12 protein-coding genes are annotated in these 19,211 nt (G+C 47.7%); 5 read left to right on the forward strand and 7 right to left on the reverse strand.

The window, feature by feature from the left end; all coding sequences use genetic code 11:
• Positions 1 to 95: 95 nt before the first annotated feature.
• Positions 96 to 2,732: an adenosylcobalamin-dependent ribonucleoside-diphosphate reductase gene (locus CHH60_RS08350; protein ID WP_095358797.1), complete on the reverse strand. Its 2,637-nt coding sequence runs from the start codon at positions 2,730 to 2,732 to the stop codon at positions 96 to 98.
• 334 nt (positions 2,733 to 3,066) lie between these two features.
• Here CHH60_RS08350 and CHH60_RS08355 point away from each other — a divergent pair, with 334 nt between their 5' ends.
• The 3 genes from CHH60_RS08355 to CHH60_RS08365 all read left to right on the forward strand — a co-directional run bounded on the left by CHH60_RS08355 (position 3,067) and on the right by CHH60_RS08365 (position 7,319).
• The gene (locus tag CHH60_RS08355; protein WP_095358798.1) at positions 3,067 to 4,827 is read left to right on the forward strand and encodes a DEAD/DEAH box helicase; all 1,761 of its coding nucleotides are present in this window, start codon (positions 3,067 to 3,069) and stop codon (positions 4,825 to 4,827) included.
• 2 nt (positions 4,828 to 4,829) lie between these two features.
• Complete coding sequence (locus tag CHH60_RS08360; RefSeq protein WP_095358799.1) at positions 4,830 to 6,080, forward strand: YqhG family protein; 1,251 nt, start codon at positions 4,830 to 4,832, stop codon at positions 6,078 to 6,080.
• A 180-nt stretch (positions 6,081 to 6,260) separates the two neighbouring features.
• Positions 6,261 to 7,319, forward strand: a complete 1,059-nt coding sequence (locus CHH60_RS08365; RefSeq protein WP_095358800.1) for a hypothetical protein — start codon at positions 6,261 to 6,263, stop codon at positions 7,317 to 7,319.
• A gap of 100 nt (positions 7,320 to 7,419) precedes the next feature.
• Here the strand turns inward: CHH60_RS08365 and CHH60_RS08370 are convergent, their stop codons facing one another.
• Positions 7,420 to 7,644 carry a YqzE family protein gene (locus tag CHH60_RS08370; RefSeq protein ID WP_095358801.1) on the reverse strand — a complete coding sequence of 75 codons (225 nt, stop codon included), beginning with the start codon at positions 7,642 to 7,644 and terminating at the stop codon, positions 7,420 to 7,422.
• Between the two features lie 220 nt (positions 7,645 to 7,864).
• On the opposite strand from CHH60_RS08370, the gene CHH60_RS08375 reads away from it, so the two are divergent.
• Positions 7,865 to 8,626 carry an N-acetylmuramoyl-L-alanine amidase gene (locus tag CHH60_RS08375; protein ID WP_095358802.1) on the forward strand — a complete coding sequence of 254 codons (762 nt, stop codon included), beginning with the start codon at positions 7,865 to 7,867 and terminating at the stop codon, positions 8,624 to 8,626.
• Here the strand turns inward: CHH60_RS08375 and CHH60_RS08380 are convergent.
• The 4 genes from CHH60_RS08380 to CHH60_RS08395 all read right to left on the reverse strand — a co-directional run bounded on the left by CHH60_RS08380 (position 8,601) and on the right by CHH60_RS08395 (position 13,250).
• Entirely contained in the window at positions 8,601 to 9,488 is an 888-nt protein-coding gene (locus CHH60_RS08380; protein WP_095358803.1) for a divergent polysaccharide deacetylase family protein, read from the reverse strand. The genes CHH60_RS08375 and CHH60_RS08380 overlap by 26 nt on opposite strands.
• Positions 9,489 to 9,630: 142 nt before the next feature.
• Complete coding sequence (locus CHH60_RS08385) at positions 9,631 to 11,241, reverse strand: extracellular solute-binding protein (RefSeq protein WP_095358804.1); 1,611 nt, start codon at positions 11,239 to 11,241, stop codon at positions 9,631 to 9,633.
• A 137-nt stretch (positions 11,242 to 11,378) separates the two neighbouring features.
• Positions 11,379 to 12,269: a carbohydrate ABC transporter permease gene (locus tag CHH60_RS08390; protein WP_095358805.1), complete on the reverse strand. Its 891-nt coding sequence runs from the start codon at positions 12,267 to 12,269 to the stop codon at positions 11,379 to 11,381.
• A gap of 24 nt (positions 12,270 to 12,293) precedes the next feature.
• Positions 12,294 to 13,250, reverse strand: a complete 957-nt coding sequence (locus CHH60_RS08395) for an ABC transporter permease (RefSeq protein ID WP_095358806.1) — start codon at positions 13,248 to 13,250, stop codon at positions 12,294 to 12,296.
• Between the two features lie 253 nt (positions 13,251 to 13,503).
• Here CHH60_RS08395 and CHH60_RS08400 point away from each other — a divergent pair, with 253 nt between their 5' ends.
• The gene (locus CHH60_RS08400; RefSeq protein ID WP_176476012.1) at positions 13,504 to 15,231 is read left to right on the forward strand and encodes a cache domain-containing sensor histidine kinase; all 1,728 of its coding nucleotides are present in this window, start codon (positions 13,504 to 13,506) and stop codon (positions 15,229 to 15,231) included.
• A gap of 80 nt (positions 15,232 to 15,311) precedes the next feature.
• Here CHH60_RS08400 and CHH60_RS08405 read toward each other — a convergent pair whose 3' ends face one another.
• A complete protein-coding gene (locus CHH60_RS08405) occupies positions 15,312 to 19,091 on the reverse strand; it encodes an S-layer homology domain-containing protein (RefSeq protein ID WP_095358808.1) in 3,780 nt (1,259 codons plus the stop codon).
• Positions 19,092 to 19,211: the final 120 nt, after the last annotated feature.

Here is a 19,211-nt window from a genome sequence, read left to right on the forward strand (position 1 = left end):
GCTGATTCAACGTCAGGTCCAAAAAGGGCGACCAAAGTGCTGGTCACCCTTAACGGTATTCTTCTCATCACATGAACCTGGATGATGTCTATCCTCTAATTACATTTGCTGTATCCACATTGGCTGCAAGTCTTGCAGCCTTCAATATTGATCAATGAAGCTGAACCACAGGAAGGACACAAATCTCTCGATGCAGTATAGGTTGCTAATGGTTCGTCCACAATCGCCGATTCAGAAATTCGATTCACACTCTGGTCTGCCTCTTCATTAGTAGAGGATGCATTCTCCTCAGCTGTGCTCTGTACATGACTTTCGAGCGCCTTCGCTACTGCGTCTGCAATGGACTCTACCCGGTTTACACCAAAGCCAATCGCTCCCGAACCACCGATGCCTTTCAGATGTTTGATAAGAAGTTCGACTTTATGTCCGTGGTCACCATATCGCAGGAACAGGGAGCACACTCTTCCTAGCGCTTCTGCCATGGCGAATACATCGGAACCGGCTTTACCCACGTTCAGGAAGATCTCCGCCGGAATGCCGCCCAGGTCGTTGATCGTAATGTAAGCCATGCCAAACGGAGTATTTATTTTGTACGTTGCTCCCCGCAGTACCTGCGGACGACTCTTGTACTGTTTATCCAGTACTTTGGCTGCAGGCGAAGCCGCCACACTTGTTTTGCCCTCGTTCTCTGTCTCCGAAGGTTCTGACGTGAAAGCTGTCGTTTCGTTTACAGCACTTGTTTCTTTTACCGGATCTGTCACACTTGTTTGTTCACTTACTTCGCTCTTCGCCTCTTCCTTCTTCGTCGTGGATAGGACCTGTACATCGCGGCTGCCGTCCCGGTAGATCGTTACTCCCTTACAACCGAGATCAAAAGCAAGCTCATACAACTGTGCCGTATCTTCAACCGTAAAATCAGCCGGACAGTTGGCCGTCTTCGAGATGGAGCTGTCCACCCACTGTTGAATCGCTGCCTGTACCCGAATATGATTTTCTGCGGACAGATCCATCGCCGTTACATAATAGTCAGGAAGTTCCTCGCCGGGGTGTTCATCCAGCCACTCCTGAGCAATGGGGACAAACTGCTCATCGTAACCGAGCCGGCTTTGACGGAAATATTTAAACGCAAAGTAGGGTTCGATTCCTGTCGACGTACCCACCATCGTTCCCGTACTTCCTGTTGGGGCCTGCGTGATAAGCGTTACATTACGAATGCCTTGCTTCCGGATGGCCTCTCCCACTTCCGGATAAGTCCCGACCAGATTTTTCATGAATCCACTCTGTAAGTACGGCTCCACTTCAAAGGCAGGGAACGCTCCCTTCTCGGCCGCAATCTCTGCTGATGCGAGGTATGCTTCTTTTGCGATAAAGCCATACAGTTTATCCAGAAATTCAAGCGATTCCGGACTGCCGTACCGGATGCGCAGCTTAATCATCAGCTCTGCGAGACCCATCGTGCCAAGTCCAACCCGGCGCTCCCGCTGCTGATTCTTCTGATTTTCCTCAAAATGATAAGGTGTTGCATCAATCACATTGTCCAAAAATCTCGCCGAAATTCGTGTCGTCTCCGCCAGCTCCTGCCATGCTACATCATGACTGGTTTCATCGTAAAATTTGGATAAGTTGATAGCCGATAGATTGCAGACGCCCCATCCTGGCAGGCCTTGTTCACCGCATGGATTGGTACATATAATCGGATTAAAGTACCAGCTGTTGGACATCTGATTGTAATACTCCATAAAGACAACACCCGGCTCTGCTGATTTCCAGGCCGATTCGATAATTGTACGCCATATATCCCGGGCCTTTACTGTACGGTAATGGATAACCTGGTGCCCGGCTTCCTTCCATTGCTGCAGATCCCCGTTCCACTCGTTGTCATACTCGGGGTCGTTCGTATCCGGAAAAACAAGTTCCCAGTCCCCGTCCTGTTTGACAGCTTCCATAAATGCGTTGCTCACGCATACGGATAGATTGGCATTGGTAACCTGACCCATCGTTTGTTTGACGGTAATAAAATCCATCACATCCGGATGCCAGTCGTTCATCATCAGCATAAGTGCTCCCCGGCGGCTGCCTCCCTGTTCAATCAGTCCAGTGGTATAACTGAACAATCCTCCCCAGGATACCGAACCGCTGGAAGATCCATTGACCCCTTTAACTACTGCACGACGTGGACGGAGTGACGACAGGTTGATGCCAACCCCGCCACCGCGAGCCATAATCTCTGTCATTTCAGTCAACGTTTTCATGATGCCACCCCGACTGTCCTGCGGAGAAGGAATGACATAACAGTTAAAGAGGGTCAGCTCATCGCTAGCACCCGCACCAGCAGCAATTCGGCCTCCCGGAACCAGCTTCCAATCGTCCAGGACAGCCCGGAACTTGGATTGCCACTTTTGCTGTTCTTCCGGAGTGGATTCTACAGAAGCCATCGCTCTCGCGAGCCGGTCCCACATCTCCTCCGGTGTTTTTTCTATATTAAGTGTCAGCTTCTCCACTTCCGTCTGGATCGTTTCTCCACTACGAGTTTTCACTTTCACCGTCTGACCCTGCCGTTCCACGATTTCCCCCACTTCCTTTGTCGGAAACTTCGGGTCATCTTTCGTCAGAACAAGTACAACATCTCCTACCTTGGCATGGTTTGGATCAGCATCCTTCCAGGCATAACGGTCCAAAAATATTTTTTCACTTAATCCTTCCAACTTGTGCGACAGTTTGTTCGAATTCATTATGTTTGACAGCCTCCCCAAAAATCCCATTACATTTCTATTATGTGTTTAAAATATGCCGAAACACCACATATAGTGATTCATATTCAGTATAGTACACCATATATTGATTTTCCATGTGACTTAAGTCACAGCCAGCCTTTCTATTCGCCCTGTACTTGGACTAGCTCACTCTTACGCCATCAGACTCTCTCATTCAAAATTTGTGAATTTTTTTAGACGTAAAGGTTCGATTTCGCACCTTATTTGGAGGGTGGTTATGAACTGCCTCTCATTCGTCCATACTATGAGCTACGAATAAAACGTCATCATGTATGGCAGGGGAGGCATCACCATGAACCGGAAACATCCGCTTCACATGAATCAACCTGCAGCAGAACTGCCCGTTCCGCTCGAATTTGATCGCAGCTGGCTGACCCAATTGGAGTCACGGCTCGATAAAGGCGGTCCTTGGGGAGATTACAGACTCTTTCAGCTTGGTATTCAAGCGGAAGAGACCAATCTGATTCCCAATTTTGATGAAATACAGTGTCTTAAGCATTTGCAGGGACTGACCCCGCTTCCGCACCAGATGGACACTGCACGCAAAGTATTATTTGAAATGTCAGGCCGTGCCATTCTTGCCGACGAGGTGGGTCTGGGAAAAACCATAGAAGCCGGTCTGATATTGAAAGAATATATGGTCCGTGGTCTTGTATCGAAGGTCCTCATTCTCGTGCCTGCATCCCTTGTACTTCAATGGGTACGAGAGCTGAATTCAAAGTTTGGCATTCCCGCAGTTGCACAGAAAAAAGTCTATTCCTGGCAAAATGAAGTGGTGGTGGCTTCCATGGATACGGCTAAGCGAGATCCGCATAAGGACATCTTGCTGAGTACGGACTATGACATGATCATTATTGACGAAGCGCACAAACTCAAAAATAAAAAAACGACCAACTATCAATTCATGCTGAAACTGCGAAAAAAATATTGTCTGCTGCTGACGGCGACACCTGTACAAAATGACATGAGCGAGCTGTTCAATCTAATAAACTTGCTGAAGCCGGGCCAGCTCGGTCGTCAAGGTGACTTTAGTGCGAACTTTGTCGTGGATAAACGAATCCCCAAAAACCAGGAACAGCTTAAGGACGAATTGTCCAAAGTCATGATCCGGAACCGCCGCGGTGAAGGGCCAGTACAGTTCACCAAGCGGAATGTTTCCAATGTGAATTTGCAGCTATCTCCTGAAGAACAGGCACTCTATGATGGGGTAACTTCCTTTGTTAAAGATCAATATCAGGAGGCTGGTGGAAACCTGAGCAGCATGCTCTCCCTTGTTACGCTGCAGCGGGAGGTGTGCAGCAGCCGGGATGCAGTGTTTGTTACGCTGGTCAATCTGTCCAAGAAGCTCCCGCTGGACTCCCCGCTCCGGGACAAAATTTGGGATCTGGTTGCCCATATCAAGGCCATTAAGGAAAATACGAAGGCCGAGAAAACGATGGAACTGATTCGAAACATGAATGAGAAAGTCATCATTTTCACTGAATACCGGGCCACGCAGGAGTATCTGCTGAATTATTTTCGCAACAACGGACTCACAGCTGTTCCATATCGTGGCGGTATGAACCGGGGGAAAAAGGACTGGATGATGGACCTTTTCCGAGGCCGTGTTCAGGCCATGATCGCAACCGAAGCTGGTGGCGAAGGCATTAACCTTCAATTTTGCCATCACATGATTAATTTCGACTTGCCCTGGAATCCGATGCGCGTAGAGCAGCGAATTGGTAGGGTACATCGGCTCGGACAACAAAATGACGTCAACATCTACAATCTGTCGACGACAGGCACGATTGAGGAACACATCCTGAATCTGCTGCATGAAAAGATCAATATGTTCGAGATGGTCATCGGCGGACTGGACGTTATTCTGGAACGCCTGGAGAAAAAGGAATCCATCGAAAAGAGTCTCTATAAGATCATGCTCGAATCCCAGAACGAAGATGACATTCGCCGGAAAGTGGATTCGCTTGGACAATCACTTAATTCCATTCAGCGTGAAGTCGCCGATGAAGTGCCATCCGTCTCCCTTCTAGATCTGGGCAAAGGAGGACACTGACCATGACCATGTCACCCCAAGAAGTTCAAGCCTATGTAACAACCTATCTCGAAGCCATGGAATGCCAAATCATGGAGCGTTCTCCTGCACATCTAACTGTTAAACTATCGCCAGAGGCCGACAAGGCTCTAACCAACCGTCCGTACTATTGGGGATTTGTTGAGCGCACTGGAGCTCCGGCGGAGACGATGTCCTTTACGTTCGTATTTGATCCGGCAGCGCATCAGCAAGCCATCGAGGCAGCAGAAGCCAGAGCCGCTCAGGCATCTCCCTCGCTCTCTGCAAGTCAGAGCGGACCTGTCGGCCCAGGCAGCGCAGGGTCTGGCTCCGGACCAGATGCACCTAAAGAAACCATTCTTGGCCGCTATTTTGGCATTACTCCAGCTCTGCCGCAGCTCGGGCCCGGCCGCATCCTGCGTGAAGACGTCGTCTATGGCAGTCGCAGACTGCAGCAGATCTTCGAGGCAGCCCGTGAAGGCGGCGCATTCGTGAACCTGTTTGAGCAGGCACCCAAACGTCAGCTGCGCGCTGCTGCCCCAGCTGTATATGAACCATGGCTTGGTGTATGTTTCAAAGTGGAATTCGCCTGTGATTTGAAACGGGAGGAGCTCCATTTTCTTGGCATCTCCCTTCGCACAGGTGAAATTATCGAACAATTCGGTTCCAAGCTGAACCGGCGAGACCTCAGCCCAAGGCTGGCTGAGAACATGCATGTCCAGACAGCTAAGGTATCGCTGTCGGATGCTGGAGCAGCACTCGAGAAACACCTTACCAGGCGTCTGCTGGAACTGGATTATGGTTGGGCTGAACAAGCCAAGGCACGACTGGACCTGGAACTTGCTGTGGTTGATGCGTATTACGAAGCCGTACTTAGGGAGGATACGCCTGAGGTTGAGTTAGACGACAATTCCACAGGAGCTGGTCGTGATTCTGCTTCCACCGGGCAAGAGCTCGGGACTAATTCCATGAAAATTCAGACTGTTGAAGGGGATCACTCCCATGTCCCCCCTGTGAATCGAATATCCGCAGGCAGGGCTGGATTGGAGACACACTCGGATGTCGAACTTGCTGCTGAACAGGCTGTCCCCTTAGATGAGGAAACGGATACCGAGCAGGAGAAGGCACGCCAGGCGGTTCTGGACCGTGAGGCGATGAAACTGCAATACGAAACCCGCCGGACAGAAATGATCTGGCAGTATGAGCCCAAAGTGAAGGTCACGGCCATAAGCAGCGGCATGTTTCATTTAAGATAGACGCAGACACTACTTTTCCAGCAAATGACGGCAAAAGTAGTGTTTATTCATGAGCAGCCACCCGACAGGTTGCAGCAACCTTTGCATCGCTTGTCCACTAGAATGAACCTAGAAGTGATCGTGCAGCGAATAATCGTCCCTGTTCGTCATAATGTACTCCAGAAAAAGAAGGTGTTAATTATGAACCGAATCTTTCATAGGCCATGGCTTGTCATCCGCCGGGCAGCAGGCGTGGGTGTCATGTGTCTTTTGGGTTTAACTACCTTGTCCACAACATTGCAGGCAGAAGATGCCTTAGGTTTGCAGGCAGCCACCACAGAACTTTCCTACCAGTTAACGACGGCAAAAAGCGATGCTTCCCATGCATCTGACAAGTTTGCTCCTGCTGCTGTTCAGCAGTTTGCTCTTCAACAGGTCAAGGCCTTGGGCTCCTTCCAACAGTTGGACCAGGGCTGGAACCGGGCACAGCTAGACTTTACGCCTCTTGGTCCCGGAACGCACAGCTGGCTTGTAAACGCTCATATCGATGGAACACCTGTTGGATATATGATTATCACAGCTAACCGCATAGGGAAACTGCAGCTAAGCGAGTACGGACAGGGAGAACACAATCCGTATGACCTCTCTCTGCTGAAGCAGTCTCTTCAACGACATAATCTGAGTCTGAAAGAATTGTCACATGCAGAGGACATCCAGTTACGTTATGCCTCCCCTCTTCTTGCCTACTGGAAAGTAGAGCAATCAGGTGCTGGCACCATCTACATCGATGCAACCAACGGTGACACTTTACCGAATGGTGCTGTAAAGGCCATGGAGCGTGAATCTCGGGTTGAATATACTCGCTCTCCTTCTCCAACGCTATCCGTGTCTGTACAACTTCAATCCGGAACAGATGAACTACCCGAGGTTTCATCCTTTTCAGCGGATCCGATCAACGTGCAACCGGATTTTGATCCTGCCGAAAATCTCTTGTGGATTACTTCGGAAGCCGTCCCTGTAACAAGCTTGCAGCCGTTAATACAGCAGTGGAAAAACCATCAGGCCATCGTCTTTTCGGCAGATGAGCGCAATGTATTATATGGAGGCCCTGTTCCTGTTACCGGATATCAGGTCTGGAGAATGAATGACGGTTCGGAGAAAATGGAATATGTAGCGATTGGGGGACACTTTTCCGTAAAACGTTTCGTTCCGATCGACACGCTGATGAACGACGGTCATTTTTATACTTTCAAGCCGTGAAGCCGTGAGTTTTGTATAGTCTCAAGCAAACACAAATAAGACGCCTTCCTCTGATTTCATAATCAGGAACGCGTCTTTTTATGTTGAGTCTAACAGCCATTTATCCCTTTCCAGAAGAGCTTCGTTTCTGCATTTCCCCACGAGGATCTAATGCTTTTTCCTTTTTCCCTACCCACAATGATACGGCAAAGGGGAGCATGCCAAACCATTTCATCGCCCAAGGCTCTTTTACCTTGGAACGACCTTTCCGCTCTTCCTTCGGTGTATCCATAAAATGAACAACACGCTGTGTAATATACTTCACCAGCTCATCACTTTTGGCCATCCATCTCTGCCTCCTTCTTTACCTGAGCATGATTCGAGATGCTCAATTGTAATTCGCAAGCTTACGATACATCTATTGTGTGCAGAACAGTCCATGCATAAACATTTTTTTTGCTGCTGAGAGTATGAAATAACCAAGAATGCACAGTCTAATGCCAAAGGTATCCATCCTAATACGCCATTGCAAGAGATTCCTATGAGAAAAAGGAGCGTGCATACACATGGTTAAGCTGCTATCTGCGTTAGTGGCATGGCTAATCGGGTTCAATTCAATACTAATGTTACCTGCGCAAGCAACCTTCGCGGTTATCGAGTCATCCTACCCCAACCAAAAATCAGTAAGTCCTACCCTGCTGCCTGTAACGGATGGTGACAGTTATCGTTCCACGCACCATGCTTTTGCAGCTCCTGTCATCCTGCTGGATGTGGGACACGGGGGTATTGATGGGGGTACGTCAGAAGATGGGGTGCTTGAAAAAGACATCAATCTGGCGATCAGTCAAAAGGTGTACCTCCTGCTTCGCAGCAAAGGATATGCTGTCATCATCAACCGGCTTGGAGACTACGCCCTTAGTGACGAAAACCGCTGGCTGAACAGCAGATCCCGTCATCGCAGGGATCTGGCACAGCGCAAGAGTCTCAGTGAAGAAGTAAGCACGGATATTGTGGTCAGCATCCATGGGAACTGGAGTCCCAAATCGTCTACAAGGGGGCCAGTTGTTCTTTACCAGAATGAAGGCAGGAGCTACCTTCTGGCAGACTCCATCCAGACCGAGCTAAACCACCTGTTTGGCACTCGGCGCGGTGTTGTGTGGGGTAAGCCTTTCTACCTGCTGAATCAGATTAAACAGCCGGCCGTTATCGTTGAAACCGGATTTCTGAGCAATGCAGAGGACCGGGCCATGATGAATGATCCTGCAGAGCAGAAACGCATTGCCCAGTCCATTGCAGACGGCATTATTTATTATTTGTCGGTAGTGTAGGGGCAGCATGCCAGTGCCAAACTTCACGCACCAGATCACCGATGCCAACAAACTCGATCTCACCCTTCAGCCTGGTGACGGATTCGTGAACAACGCTGGATGTGTTTAGTCCCGTCTGACCCACATGTCCAATGACAACGCACATATTCTTTTCGACAGCTCGCTTGGCTGCCAATTCCATCTGATGGCGAATATGCGGCTTAGAGTTCTGGTCGTCCAGGAAAATATCGTTGCCGACCGGAGGCATGTTTTTGGAAACGGCGATTTCACCCACAACCGAACGGAAATTGGTTCGACTGTCTACAAAAAACAGCCCTCGTTCCCGGCAAACATCAAGCACAATTGACATGATTCGTTTGTCTGAAGTAACTTTGGAGCCCATATGATTGTTCATGCCGATGGCGTAGGGAACATCATCAATGGCTTTCTCCACTCGTTCGCGGACTTCATCGTCTGTGAGACTGGATGTAATCGCACCGGGACCGAGCCATTCAGGTCTTCCTGATTTGGGTTCCATGGGCATGTGTACGATTACATCCATCCCTTTTTCATGTGCAGCCATAGCGTCTTTTTTGGTGGTGGACAAAAACGGCATGACCGCAAGCGTCAGCTTGACTGGCATGTCCAAAATTTCTGCCGTGCCTTTCATATCGTTGCCCGCATCATCAATAATGATCGCCATTCGTTTGGGCTGTGATTGGGGTTGATTCATTACCGCTGCCTGAGCAGGTTCTGTGACCAGTGATTCTGCACTACAGGTAAACGAGTTCACTCCATAAGTAATAAACAGCATACTCACCATCAACCATACAGTTCGATCCGTCCATGTACTGGACCGTACTTTACGTTCGGCCTTTTTCATCCATCGTTCCCTCCTTTGTTCGTTCCCCTCATTATTTGAACAATGAAGAAGGAATATGTTAGACAAAAAAAGCCTGCTCCATGCACATGAAAAAGCCCTCCTTTTAGGAGAGCCTTCCACTATATAATCCATTCCGTCCAGCTTACTTGGTTTCCCATACCTCCATACGCTGCGCGTATTTCTGGTTGATAATATCCTCCACTTTCTCATCCCCTGCCTTTTTCATATCCTCTAGCATTTTGTCAAATATCGCATTGGCTTCTGCTTCAGTCGGGGCAATAATGGCTCTGGTAATGCTTTGGTCCATAATATCCTTGACCTTTTGTGCCGTCAGAGCTTCGGGTGTTCCCCCATCCGGATTGAGGTTATCATATTCAGCAGTATCCCATACCGAATCACCAAGACTTTTGATGGCCAGTTCATCCACTTCGCTGCGCTGATATTTGACGGCCATGTCGTACGGCTGTCCGTTTGGATCCAACCCATTTTTGATAAACCACAGCCATTTACGAACCCCGCTTGTTTTCACCGTTTCATCCCAGTTATCCTTGAAGCTCTGCAGGAATGCAGGATCAGGTTGACGTTTGCCATCCACCATGGTGTATTGTTCGCCTTCCTTACCCCATAGGAGCAAGTGCTGTCCTTCATCACTCGCCAAATAGTTGAACAGCTTCATCGTTTCTTCCGGGTGTTTATTATTTTTGGTTATGGCAATGGCATCCCATCCGAGCGAGCTTCTCGGTCCAAAAGTCGTTTGGGCCGGGTCCACACCAGGGGCTACGACTTTATATGCGAATAATTGATTCTTCTCACCGCCATCCTTTTTCAATGCGGCATTGCCGTTGCCAGGATCCCAGTACGCGCCTGGTGTGGAGAATACCGCACCTGTTGTGAGCTTCTGTATCCATGTTTGTGTTTTGCTAATGGCGAATTCCTTCTCGATCAATCCTTCTCGATATAGACGGTTCATATATAAAAGCATTTCACGATACTTCGGATCTTTGACATCATATTGCAATCTGCCATTATTATCGTAGTAGGTTTTTAACCCCCACATGCCCTTGAAGGTACCCAGATTCGCTCCCATATTCTCTCCATTCATCGTCATGGGAACCGATTCTTTACCATCAATTGTACTGTATTTCTGTTTAAACTGTTTAAGCAGTGCTTCAAACTCGTCTGTCGTGAGCGGCTCGGAGCCATCCGCTTTCTCAGGAGCAAGCTCTTCCAGCAGGCTTTGCCTCATCAGCATACCGAAGACTGGATCACTGTCGAGTCCATACCAGTTTGCCAGATAATAGTTTTTGCCGTCCGTATAACGTGTCTTGGTCAAGGTGTCCCCGTACATTTCCTTTAAATCTGCTCCATATTTCTCGATTAACTCATCAAGCGGAATGAAGGCTCCGCTAGAAATATATTTGTCCAGTGAGGCATCTCCCCGGCTCATGACCACGACATCGGGGTAATCTCCACTCGCCAGCATCAAGCTCAGCTTCTCCGTCGGATTTCCCGTCGGCTGCTGTATGGAGATCTCTATTCCGGTTTTTTCGGTGATTTTCTGGGCAACCGCATCAGTGAATGGCTCACCTTTGGTATTGCCATCAAACCAGGTCAGCGTGATCGGGCCTTGTTCAGCTCCTTTTTCACCTGTACCTGCACTATCTGTCCCCTCGCTCGAAGAACATCCCGCAAGCAAACCTACGACTAATGCAGCAGTAATACCCATAACCATCCATTTTTTTGTCTTTTTCATTGACACCCTAATTCCTCCCAATGAATGAAGTGACTTGCGTGTATTATGGAGCAAACCAACGAATCTGTACCACCCCCTTTCAGGAGTGAAGGAGTGCCTGCCGAGAAGCCTTCCTCTGGCAGCCAGACCAGCAATAATTAACTTTTTACTGCTCCGAGCGTCATGCCTTTGACAAAATACTTCTGCAAAAACGGATAGACGAGAATGATCGGCAACGTAGCAACCATCGTCGCAGCCATTCGTATGGTGTCACTCGAAACAGCATTCCGCTTGGCTGAATTGGCCAGCATCTGCGTTTGCGAGACCATTCCACCGGTCTGAAACTGACTCAGGATTTTGACAAGTACGGCTTGCAGGGTTTTCAAGTCTGAGCTGTACGTGAATGCATAAGAGTCAAACCAGGAGTTCCAGTGTCCAATAGCTTGGAATAATCCAACTGTCGCGAGTACAGGCGTGGTCAGCGGCATGACAATTCTGAAAAAAATCGTAAGATCATTAGCTCCGTCCACCTTGGCTGATTCCTCAATCTCATGAGGAAGCTGCTCCATGAACGTTCGTACTATAATCATGTAAAACACATTCATCAGACTGGGCAGAATGAAGACGGAGAACGTATCAATCATGTTCAGCGCTTTGAGTACCATGTAATAGGGAATTAATCCGCCGCCAAAATACATCGTGAATATGAAGTACAAATTCCAACCCTTGCGCCCCACCAAATTCCGCCGGCTCAGCGGATACGCCAGCATCGTGATAACCAGCACCGAGAGCGGTGCACCAATCAGTGTTCGTTTGACCGTGACCCACAGCCCATTCAAAATTTCACTGTCTTTCAAAATCTGGCTGTAGCTTTCCAAGGTTGGCACGCGTGGCCACAAGTAGACACCGCCCCGAACCGTATCCTCCGCGCTATTCAAGGAAAGGACAAGTATATTCCAGAAAGGCAGAAATGTAACCAGTAAAACCAGGACCAGAATGAGATATACAAAGAACTTAAATATCCGATCACCGAATCGGTTTAATAACATGATGAGCACTCCTTTCCTTCTTGGTTAGAACAACGCCTGATCATTCACCTTTCTTGAGATCCGGTTCACAATAACAACGAGTATGAAAGCAACGACAGATTTGAACATTCCAACGGCAGCTCCGTATGAAAACATGCTGTTCTGCAAGCCGTATTTGTAGGCATAAATATCGATGACTTCCGAATACTCAAGTACCGTATTGTTTTGCAGGAGATACTGCTGTTCAAAGCCTGCATTCAGAATTCCGCCGACTGCAAGAATAGCCAGTATGACAATGGTTGGACGCAAAGCCGGCAGAGTAATATGCCACATTTGCTTAAATCTGCTCGCCCCATCTACCCTCGCAGCTTCATAAAGTTCAGGGTTAATGGAGGAAATGGCCGCAAGATACATAATTGCGCTGAAGCCCATCTCTTTCCACATGTTGGACAAGGCAATAATCCACCAAAACAAAGGTCCATTTTGCAGGAACGCGATCGGATCATCCACAATACCCAGCAGCACCAGAATATTATTGAGCATACCGTCTGAAGCCAGGAGTGTAATGACAATATTGGCCGCAATAACCCACGAGATGAAGTGGGGCAAATATGATACCGTCTGTACAAAGCGCTTGAAAAATCCCTGTCTGGCTTCATTCAGGACAAGCGCAAGGATGATTGGCGCAGGAAACCCGAACAACAGTGTGAGCAAGCTCGTTGCGAGTGTATTGCGCATAACCCGATAGAAATCACCTGTTGTGAAGAAATATTCGAACCACCGGAAGCCTACAAACTCTGCATGAAAAAACTGCCTAAAAAAAGACTCCCCTCCCGGCTGATAATTCGTAAATGCCATATACAGTCCGAACATGGGACCATAGGAAAACAGCAAAGTTGCAACGAAGGCAGGCAGCATAAGCACGAATAACCATTTTTGTTCTTTTAGTCTGCTGATCAGATTATTGCTCCTGACTGTTTTGATAGCGCTTACCTTATGCATCAGATGCCCTCCCCTTTCTTTATACCATCATGATTGGCCTGATTCAGATTCAGCTGATTACCTTTTTATCTTAATTTTGATAGCGCTTGCTTTCCATACTTCAATTCTCCGATAAATGCCGCTTTTTAAAGATGTTTTCGGTGAAAAGCGTTATTGGTTTTCCATATTTCGTCTGCTATGATGAACTCTATGAAATCACTTTCAATTGAGAGAGGGCTGCTCGATGCGTCCATTTTACAGAAAATACATTTACATGCCTTTTGTTGATTTAAGCTTCAGATCCAAACTCTTTCTTGTTTTTGTCCTGGTCACCATTATCCCGATGATGCTGCTGGTTTATTTCTCGTTCGAACTTACCAAATCCAAGCTGACGGAACAGCTGTACATCAACATGATGAATTCAACCGCCCAGATCACCAAAAACCTGGAGAATAAACTCGATAGCTATGAACATATTTCAGCCTCCATTTATCTGGATAATCGACTTGCCAATTACCTGACGACAGAGTATCAGGATGATCCTTCCTATCTGGATGTTTATAATTACATTGGCAATCGCATCGATACCATTATGGCTGCCTACCCTGATTTTGATAGCGCATTCATTTATTCGGACAATCCGTCTCTGCCTAAGGATAACTACTATATCAAGCCCATTACACCCGAAGTTGAGGAGACCGAGCTGGTCCAGAAGCTGAAACAGTCGTATGGTAATATCATTCACCTCTCCTCCCCGCAAACGGCGGATGGACCTGCCATGTTTACCCTTGCGAGACTGCTGAATAATAATAGCAATCAATATCCGTATGGGATGCTGGTATTCCAAATTTCCGAGTCGGTTATCTATTCGTTAATGGAGAAGGAAGCCGGAGGCAAAGACATTTTTATCATGAATGACCAAGGTGTTATTCTATCTTCTGCGGACAAAAAATTAATCAATACACGGTTGCCGGAACTGCTTGACGAGCAGTTTGATGACTCTCTTTCCGGCAGATTCGACACGACCTATCATGGCGTTAAAGCACTAGCCGTCTATAACACACTCAAAAATGGCTGGAAGACCGTCTCCATCTTCCCTTATGAAAGTATTATTAAAGATGCCAAATCACTGTCGCAGCTTATGATTAAAGTTTCACTTGCCTTTATAGGTGTGGCTCTGCTGCTCATTTATATTACGGCTTCACTGTTCAGCAAACGCATCCGGACCTTAATCCGTATGATTCGCCGGATTGAGCGCGGAGACTTCACACCAACACATGAGGAACAATTGGGCAGTGATGAGATTGGACAGCTTCACTTCGCGTTCCAGCAAATGACGATCCGTTTGAGAAGTCTCATCACCGAGGTATATCAAAAAGAACTGCAGAGCAAGGAAGCCGAGCTCGATCTTTTGCAGGCCCAGATTAACCCTCATTTTCTGTATAACACACTGGGCTCGATCTCTTCTCTCGCGATTAAACATCAGGATCCGCAAATTCAGGAGATGGTATTAAATCTTGCCAAGTTTTATCGGATATCGCTGAACAAAGGAAAAAGTGTTCTGACTATCAATGAGGAGTTGAAATTAACCCAAAGCTATAACGCCATTCAGCTGATCCGATTCAAGGGGCAGTTAAATTTCATTTATACCATTGATCAGGCGATTTTACCCTACTCCACGGTTAAGCTTGCTCTCCAGCCATTTGTTGAAAATGCGATTATTCATGCCGTTTGGAATCAAGAGAGGCCGCTTAATATTCATATCAAAGGGGTCTTCGAAAATGACTCGATTATCCTATCCGTCATGGATGACGGGATGGGCATGTCGCGTGAAACCCTTCTATCTCTACTTGAAGACAAACCAGGACGGGGATATGGTATTTCCAATGTGGACCGGCGGATTAAGCTGAAGTTCGGAGAGAATTACGGTGTTCACGTATACAGCAGATTGGGTGCGGGGACGACTGTGCAGATCATCCTTCCACAAAAAGCCCTTTTATAACACTCATGAATGCCATCGTACTATTCTATACAAAAATACGGAAATAGGGCTGCGGAATTGCTCCGCAGCCCTTTGATGTTCTACTTCAGAATCAAATTGTAGATGACCTGTGCCGCTTCTGCCCGGGATGCGATCCCTTTGGGCTCAAACTTGGCATGTCTGTTTCCTTGAATCAGGCCCAGATTGGCTGCTTCAGTTACTGAATCAGCTGCCCATGGTGACACCAGATTCATATCGCCGAATATGGTATCGTTGGTATCAACAGGCTCCTGATCCTTCCCCAAGGAATAGCCCTTCATTACCATGACTGCCATTTCCTCGCGAGTAATCGGCAGATCTGGTCCGAAGGCATCCCGACTTTTGCCGCTAACAATCCCGGCCTTGTACGCGATGGAGATAGGCGCAGCATACCAGCGATCTGCAGCTACATCGCGAAACTCCATTTCCCCGGCTGTGGTCAGTCCCAGAGAATGTACGAGCATTGAAGCGAACTCTGCCCTTGTGACCTCACGGCCTGGTTCAAACAGGCCTTCATGTGTACCTTGGACAATCAGCTTGGCCGCCAACTCATGAATAACAGGGCTCGCCCAGTGGTAAGCAGGGACATCTGTGAAAGAGCGCTCCAGCTCCAATACAGCATATGTGCCGAATTCACTGATTTCCCCTGTTAACACATTCGCTGCATATTCACCTCGGACAAATTCAAGCTTACCTTTATCTCCAATCGCATACATACCACCCTTAGAAGAAATGAAACCTTCAACCGCATGCAGACTCAACACGACGGGCTTATCAAACTTGGAGAGTGTTTCGTTTAACCCTGATTTGCTCTCAATGGATATACTGATTCCGTAGATTTCACTCTTCAATGAAACCTTGGCTTGCGTCATAACCTGTGCTGCGGCAATGATCTCGTTCCCTTCACTGCCAAGTGGAACCATCTTGAGTGAGATGATGCTTCCTTCCTGCTGCTGTTCTGGCAGCTTATTCATAAGCTGCTGAAGCACTTCTGCAGGAATGTGAAGGCTTAGCTTGCCCGATTTCAACACCAGTGCGTCGTTTCCAAGCTGCTTGACAACAGCTGAGGATAACTGCACTTCCTGCGTATCAGCCTTGATTTCCACGACGGCTTGACCTGACTCTTTGTTCATTTTCAGCATATCTGCTGTGATGGACAGGATTGTAGTCACACTCTCTTGACTCCCGTTGTTCTCATTTAGGCTGCTGCCATGAGTATTGTCAGTACTTCCTGAGTTTCCTGGCACGCCAGGGTTCCCTGGATTACCTGGGTTGCTCGGATTGCCGGGAGTATCTTTCATTTCCGTCAATTTCACCAGTCTTGATTCAGCTGCTTCCAGCGTAACCGACCATGAACCCGATACGGACGAAACTTCGCCTGTCCAGAGGTCTTTTAGCGAATACGTTTGGGCAGCATTCAATCCGGCACGTTCCAAGTCGATCATCCGCTCAGCGGAACTGGTCGCGCTGTAGTTAAATAAGGCAAGATAATAATCATCCCCATCCTTCAACACAAACGTATCCGCAGCATTGGCGTTGGTGTTGCCTTCAAGAGGCCTGAATACTTTTCCTTTCCTCGCAACATTTAGAACATCCCTATTGTTGTACAGTGCAGTCATGTACTCCTGAGCCTTGGAATTATTCACATCATCGGAAGCCATCATGACCGTTCCCGCAATGACACCCGAGTTCACCCGACTGCGAGCTTCGGCCAGACTTGATGCTTTGGCCAGTACCAGATGGTCAGGGTCGGTATAGGAATATATGGTTCCATTTTGCCAGAAGCCGTAGGTCAGCGAATTTAACATGTATTCTGTCTCGTTAATGCTGCCGTACGAATCACATGAGATACGTCTGCTGTGCGCATATTGGCTTGGAAAGATCGGTGCAATGGATGCACTAATGAACATTTTTCCGTCCAATCGTTCTTCCACATAACGCATACCTTGATTGTAAGCCTGGATGCCGGTGGTTACTTCCTGGTCATAATGCTCCCCTTCCAGAGAACCGTGAGTCAGAAAATCCAGTTTGATGTAGGTAAAACCAAGATTCTTGAACTTATCCAGAAAATAATCCATCCGCATCTTGGCTCCGGGATGTGTCACGTCCAGGGGATACGCCCCGTCTAGGGTAGGCAGCGGTTTGCCGGTAGAATCCTTAAGAACGATATCACCATAGGTATATTGGTTGTTGGTGCCTTCAACCGACTGGCTCATATTGTTTCCCCAATACACGAATGGTGCCCAATAGATACCCGCATGCTGACCGTTGCCCTTTATAACGGATACAGCCTGTGCAAGTTCTTCATCGCTCAGGTTATCCCAATAGGAATCCATGTTGATAAATACATTGCCCTCGTTGTTAAAATTCTCTAAGTTGTTCTTAAAATAGTTGGAGACATCCTCAACGTTCTGATAAGACAGTGTACTGCCATACGCTCCCCAGCTATTCCAGCCAAAGGGAACGCCTTGCGGAAGCTCCGGATTTAAAACCAGTGGTGGCGTGATGACTGCATTGGCCTTACCGTATTCTTCAAGACCTGTCCGGTAATCACTGAACCCTCCCACCATAATCAACGGCGAGGACAGCTCCGTTCCCGTCAGACTGCCATGCGGCTGGGTGTCTCTTGTCACATCAGTGGCAGCTCCGCCATATACGGAAAGTTCATGAATTCGGTTGACAGATCCTTGCCAATCAATACCTGTTTTCCAAGTATCATGTGTTACCGAACCAATCACCAATCCGTTACGTGTTGCGTTATTGAAGATGGCCGTCATTTCATAACTTGTATCTGTCCGATTCACGGTTTGAGATTTATACCTAATCCAGGCATCATTGTCAAAAGGCACGGAGAGTACACGATTGTCCGAGCTATCACCGATGTCCACCCCGCCTGTATTGGTCACCGTAATCGGGGACATGTAATTCGTATGGATCTCCGTTTCCCCAATAGCATTTAAACCGGTCAGAAAATACGCCTTATCTTCATAGAAACGATACACCTGCTTCAACGTCGGTTTACCAGCAGATGTGTGGACAAATGAAAGCTCGATTCCTTTGCCGAATCCGTCTTCCAATTCCAGTGGTGCGCCAGCAGTGGTATGTTCCTCATAATCTTTGCTCTGCACGAGAGACTCATCACCGAGTTTCATGCTGCTGTATACGCCCCGTAGCTTCTGCCCGTTAGCCCAGCTGTAACCAACCAATCCTGACTGGGTATTATAAGTTACTTCATAATGTTCGTTTGCCACGAGAAATCCGTACGTATAATCCGTTACCGAGATTGTTCCATATTGGTGTGTATCCCCTGGTGTGCCCAGGTCTTCTTCTTCACCGGGATTCCCGGGCTCTGTCTCACTATCATCCAATCCGGCAATGACAATTTTGTCGATATCAGGTGAATACCAGTTGTTGTCATCGATCAGGATCGAGTTGCTCCCTGCGTTCAAGGGCAACGTTACATCATATGTGCCTACGGTATCCCAATCCGCAGTCTTCGGTGGTTCTTCGAATTGTTTTGCCCCGCCGTTGGCACTTATGTTGAACGGCCGGGGATCACCCGAAATGTAATAAACGACAACTTTATAGTTTCCCGACTCGTTTACGATCACGTTATTGAATTGCAGCGAACTGCCTTGGTACATACCTCCGACCTTTTTGCCCCCCGATGCAGATGGACTATCTGATACACTCGCATTTCCGCTCAGCGTATTCCCATCCGCTTCGGCTTCATAGCTGTTAGGTTCACTGGCACTTACCATGGCTGCCGTTGGACCGATACCTGTCACCAGACAGAAGATCAAAAGGAATATAAAGGATTTTTGCAGGACTCGTTCTAACATAACATCCCTCCAACTTCAATGATTAGGCAAACGTTCGTTTCACATGGATCATTAAGCAATGAACCACAGTTGTAATCGCTTTCAATTCATTATCTGGTTTCTCATCCTCCTTTATTCTTT

It is taken from the genome of Paenibacillus sp. 7523-1, from assembly GCF_002276415.1.
Lineage (GTDB): Bacteria > Bacillota > Bacilli > Paenibacillales > Paenibacillaceae > Paenibacillus > Paenibacillus illinoisensis_A.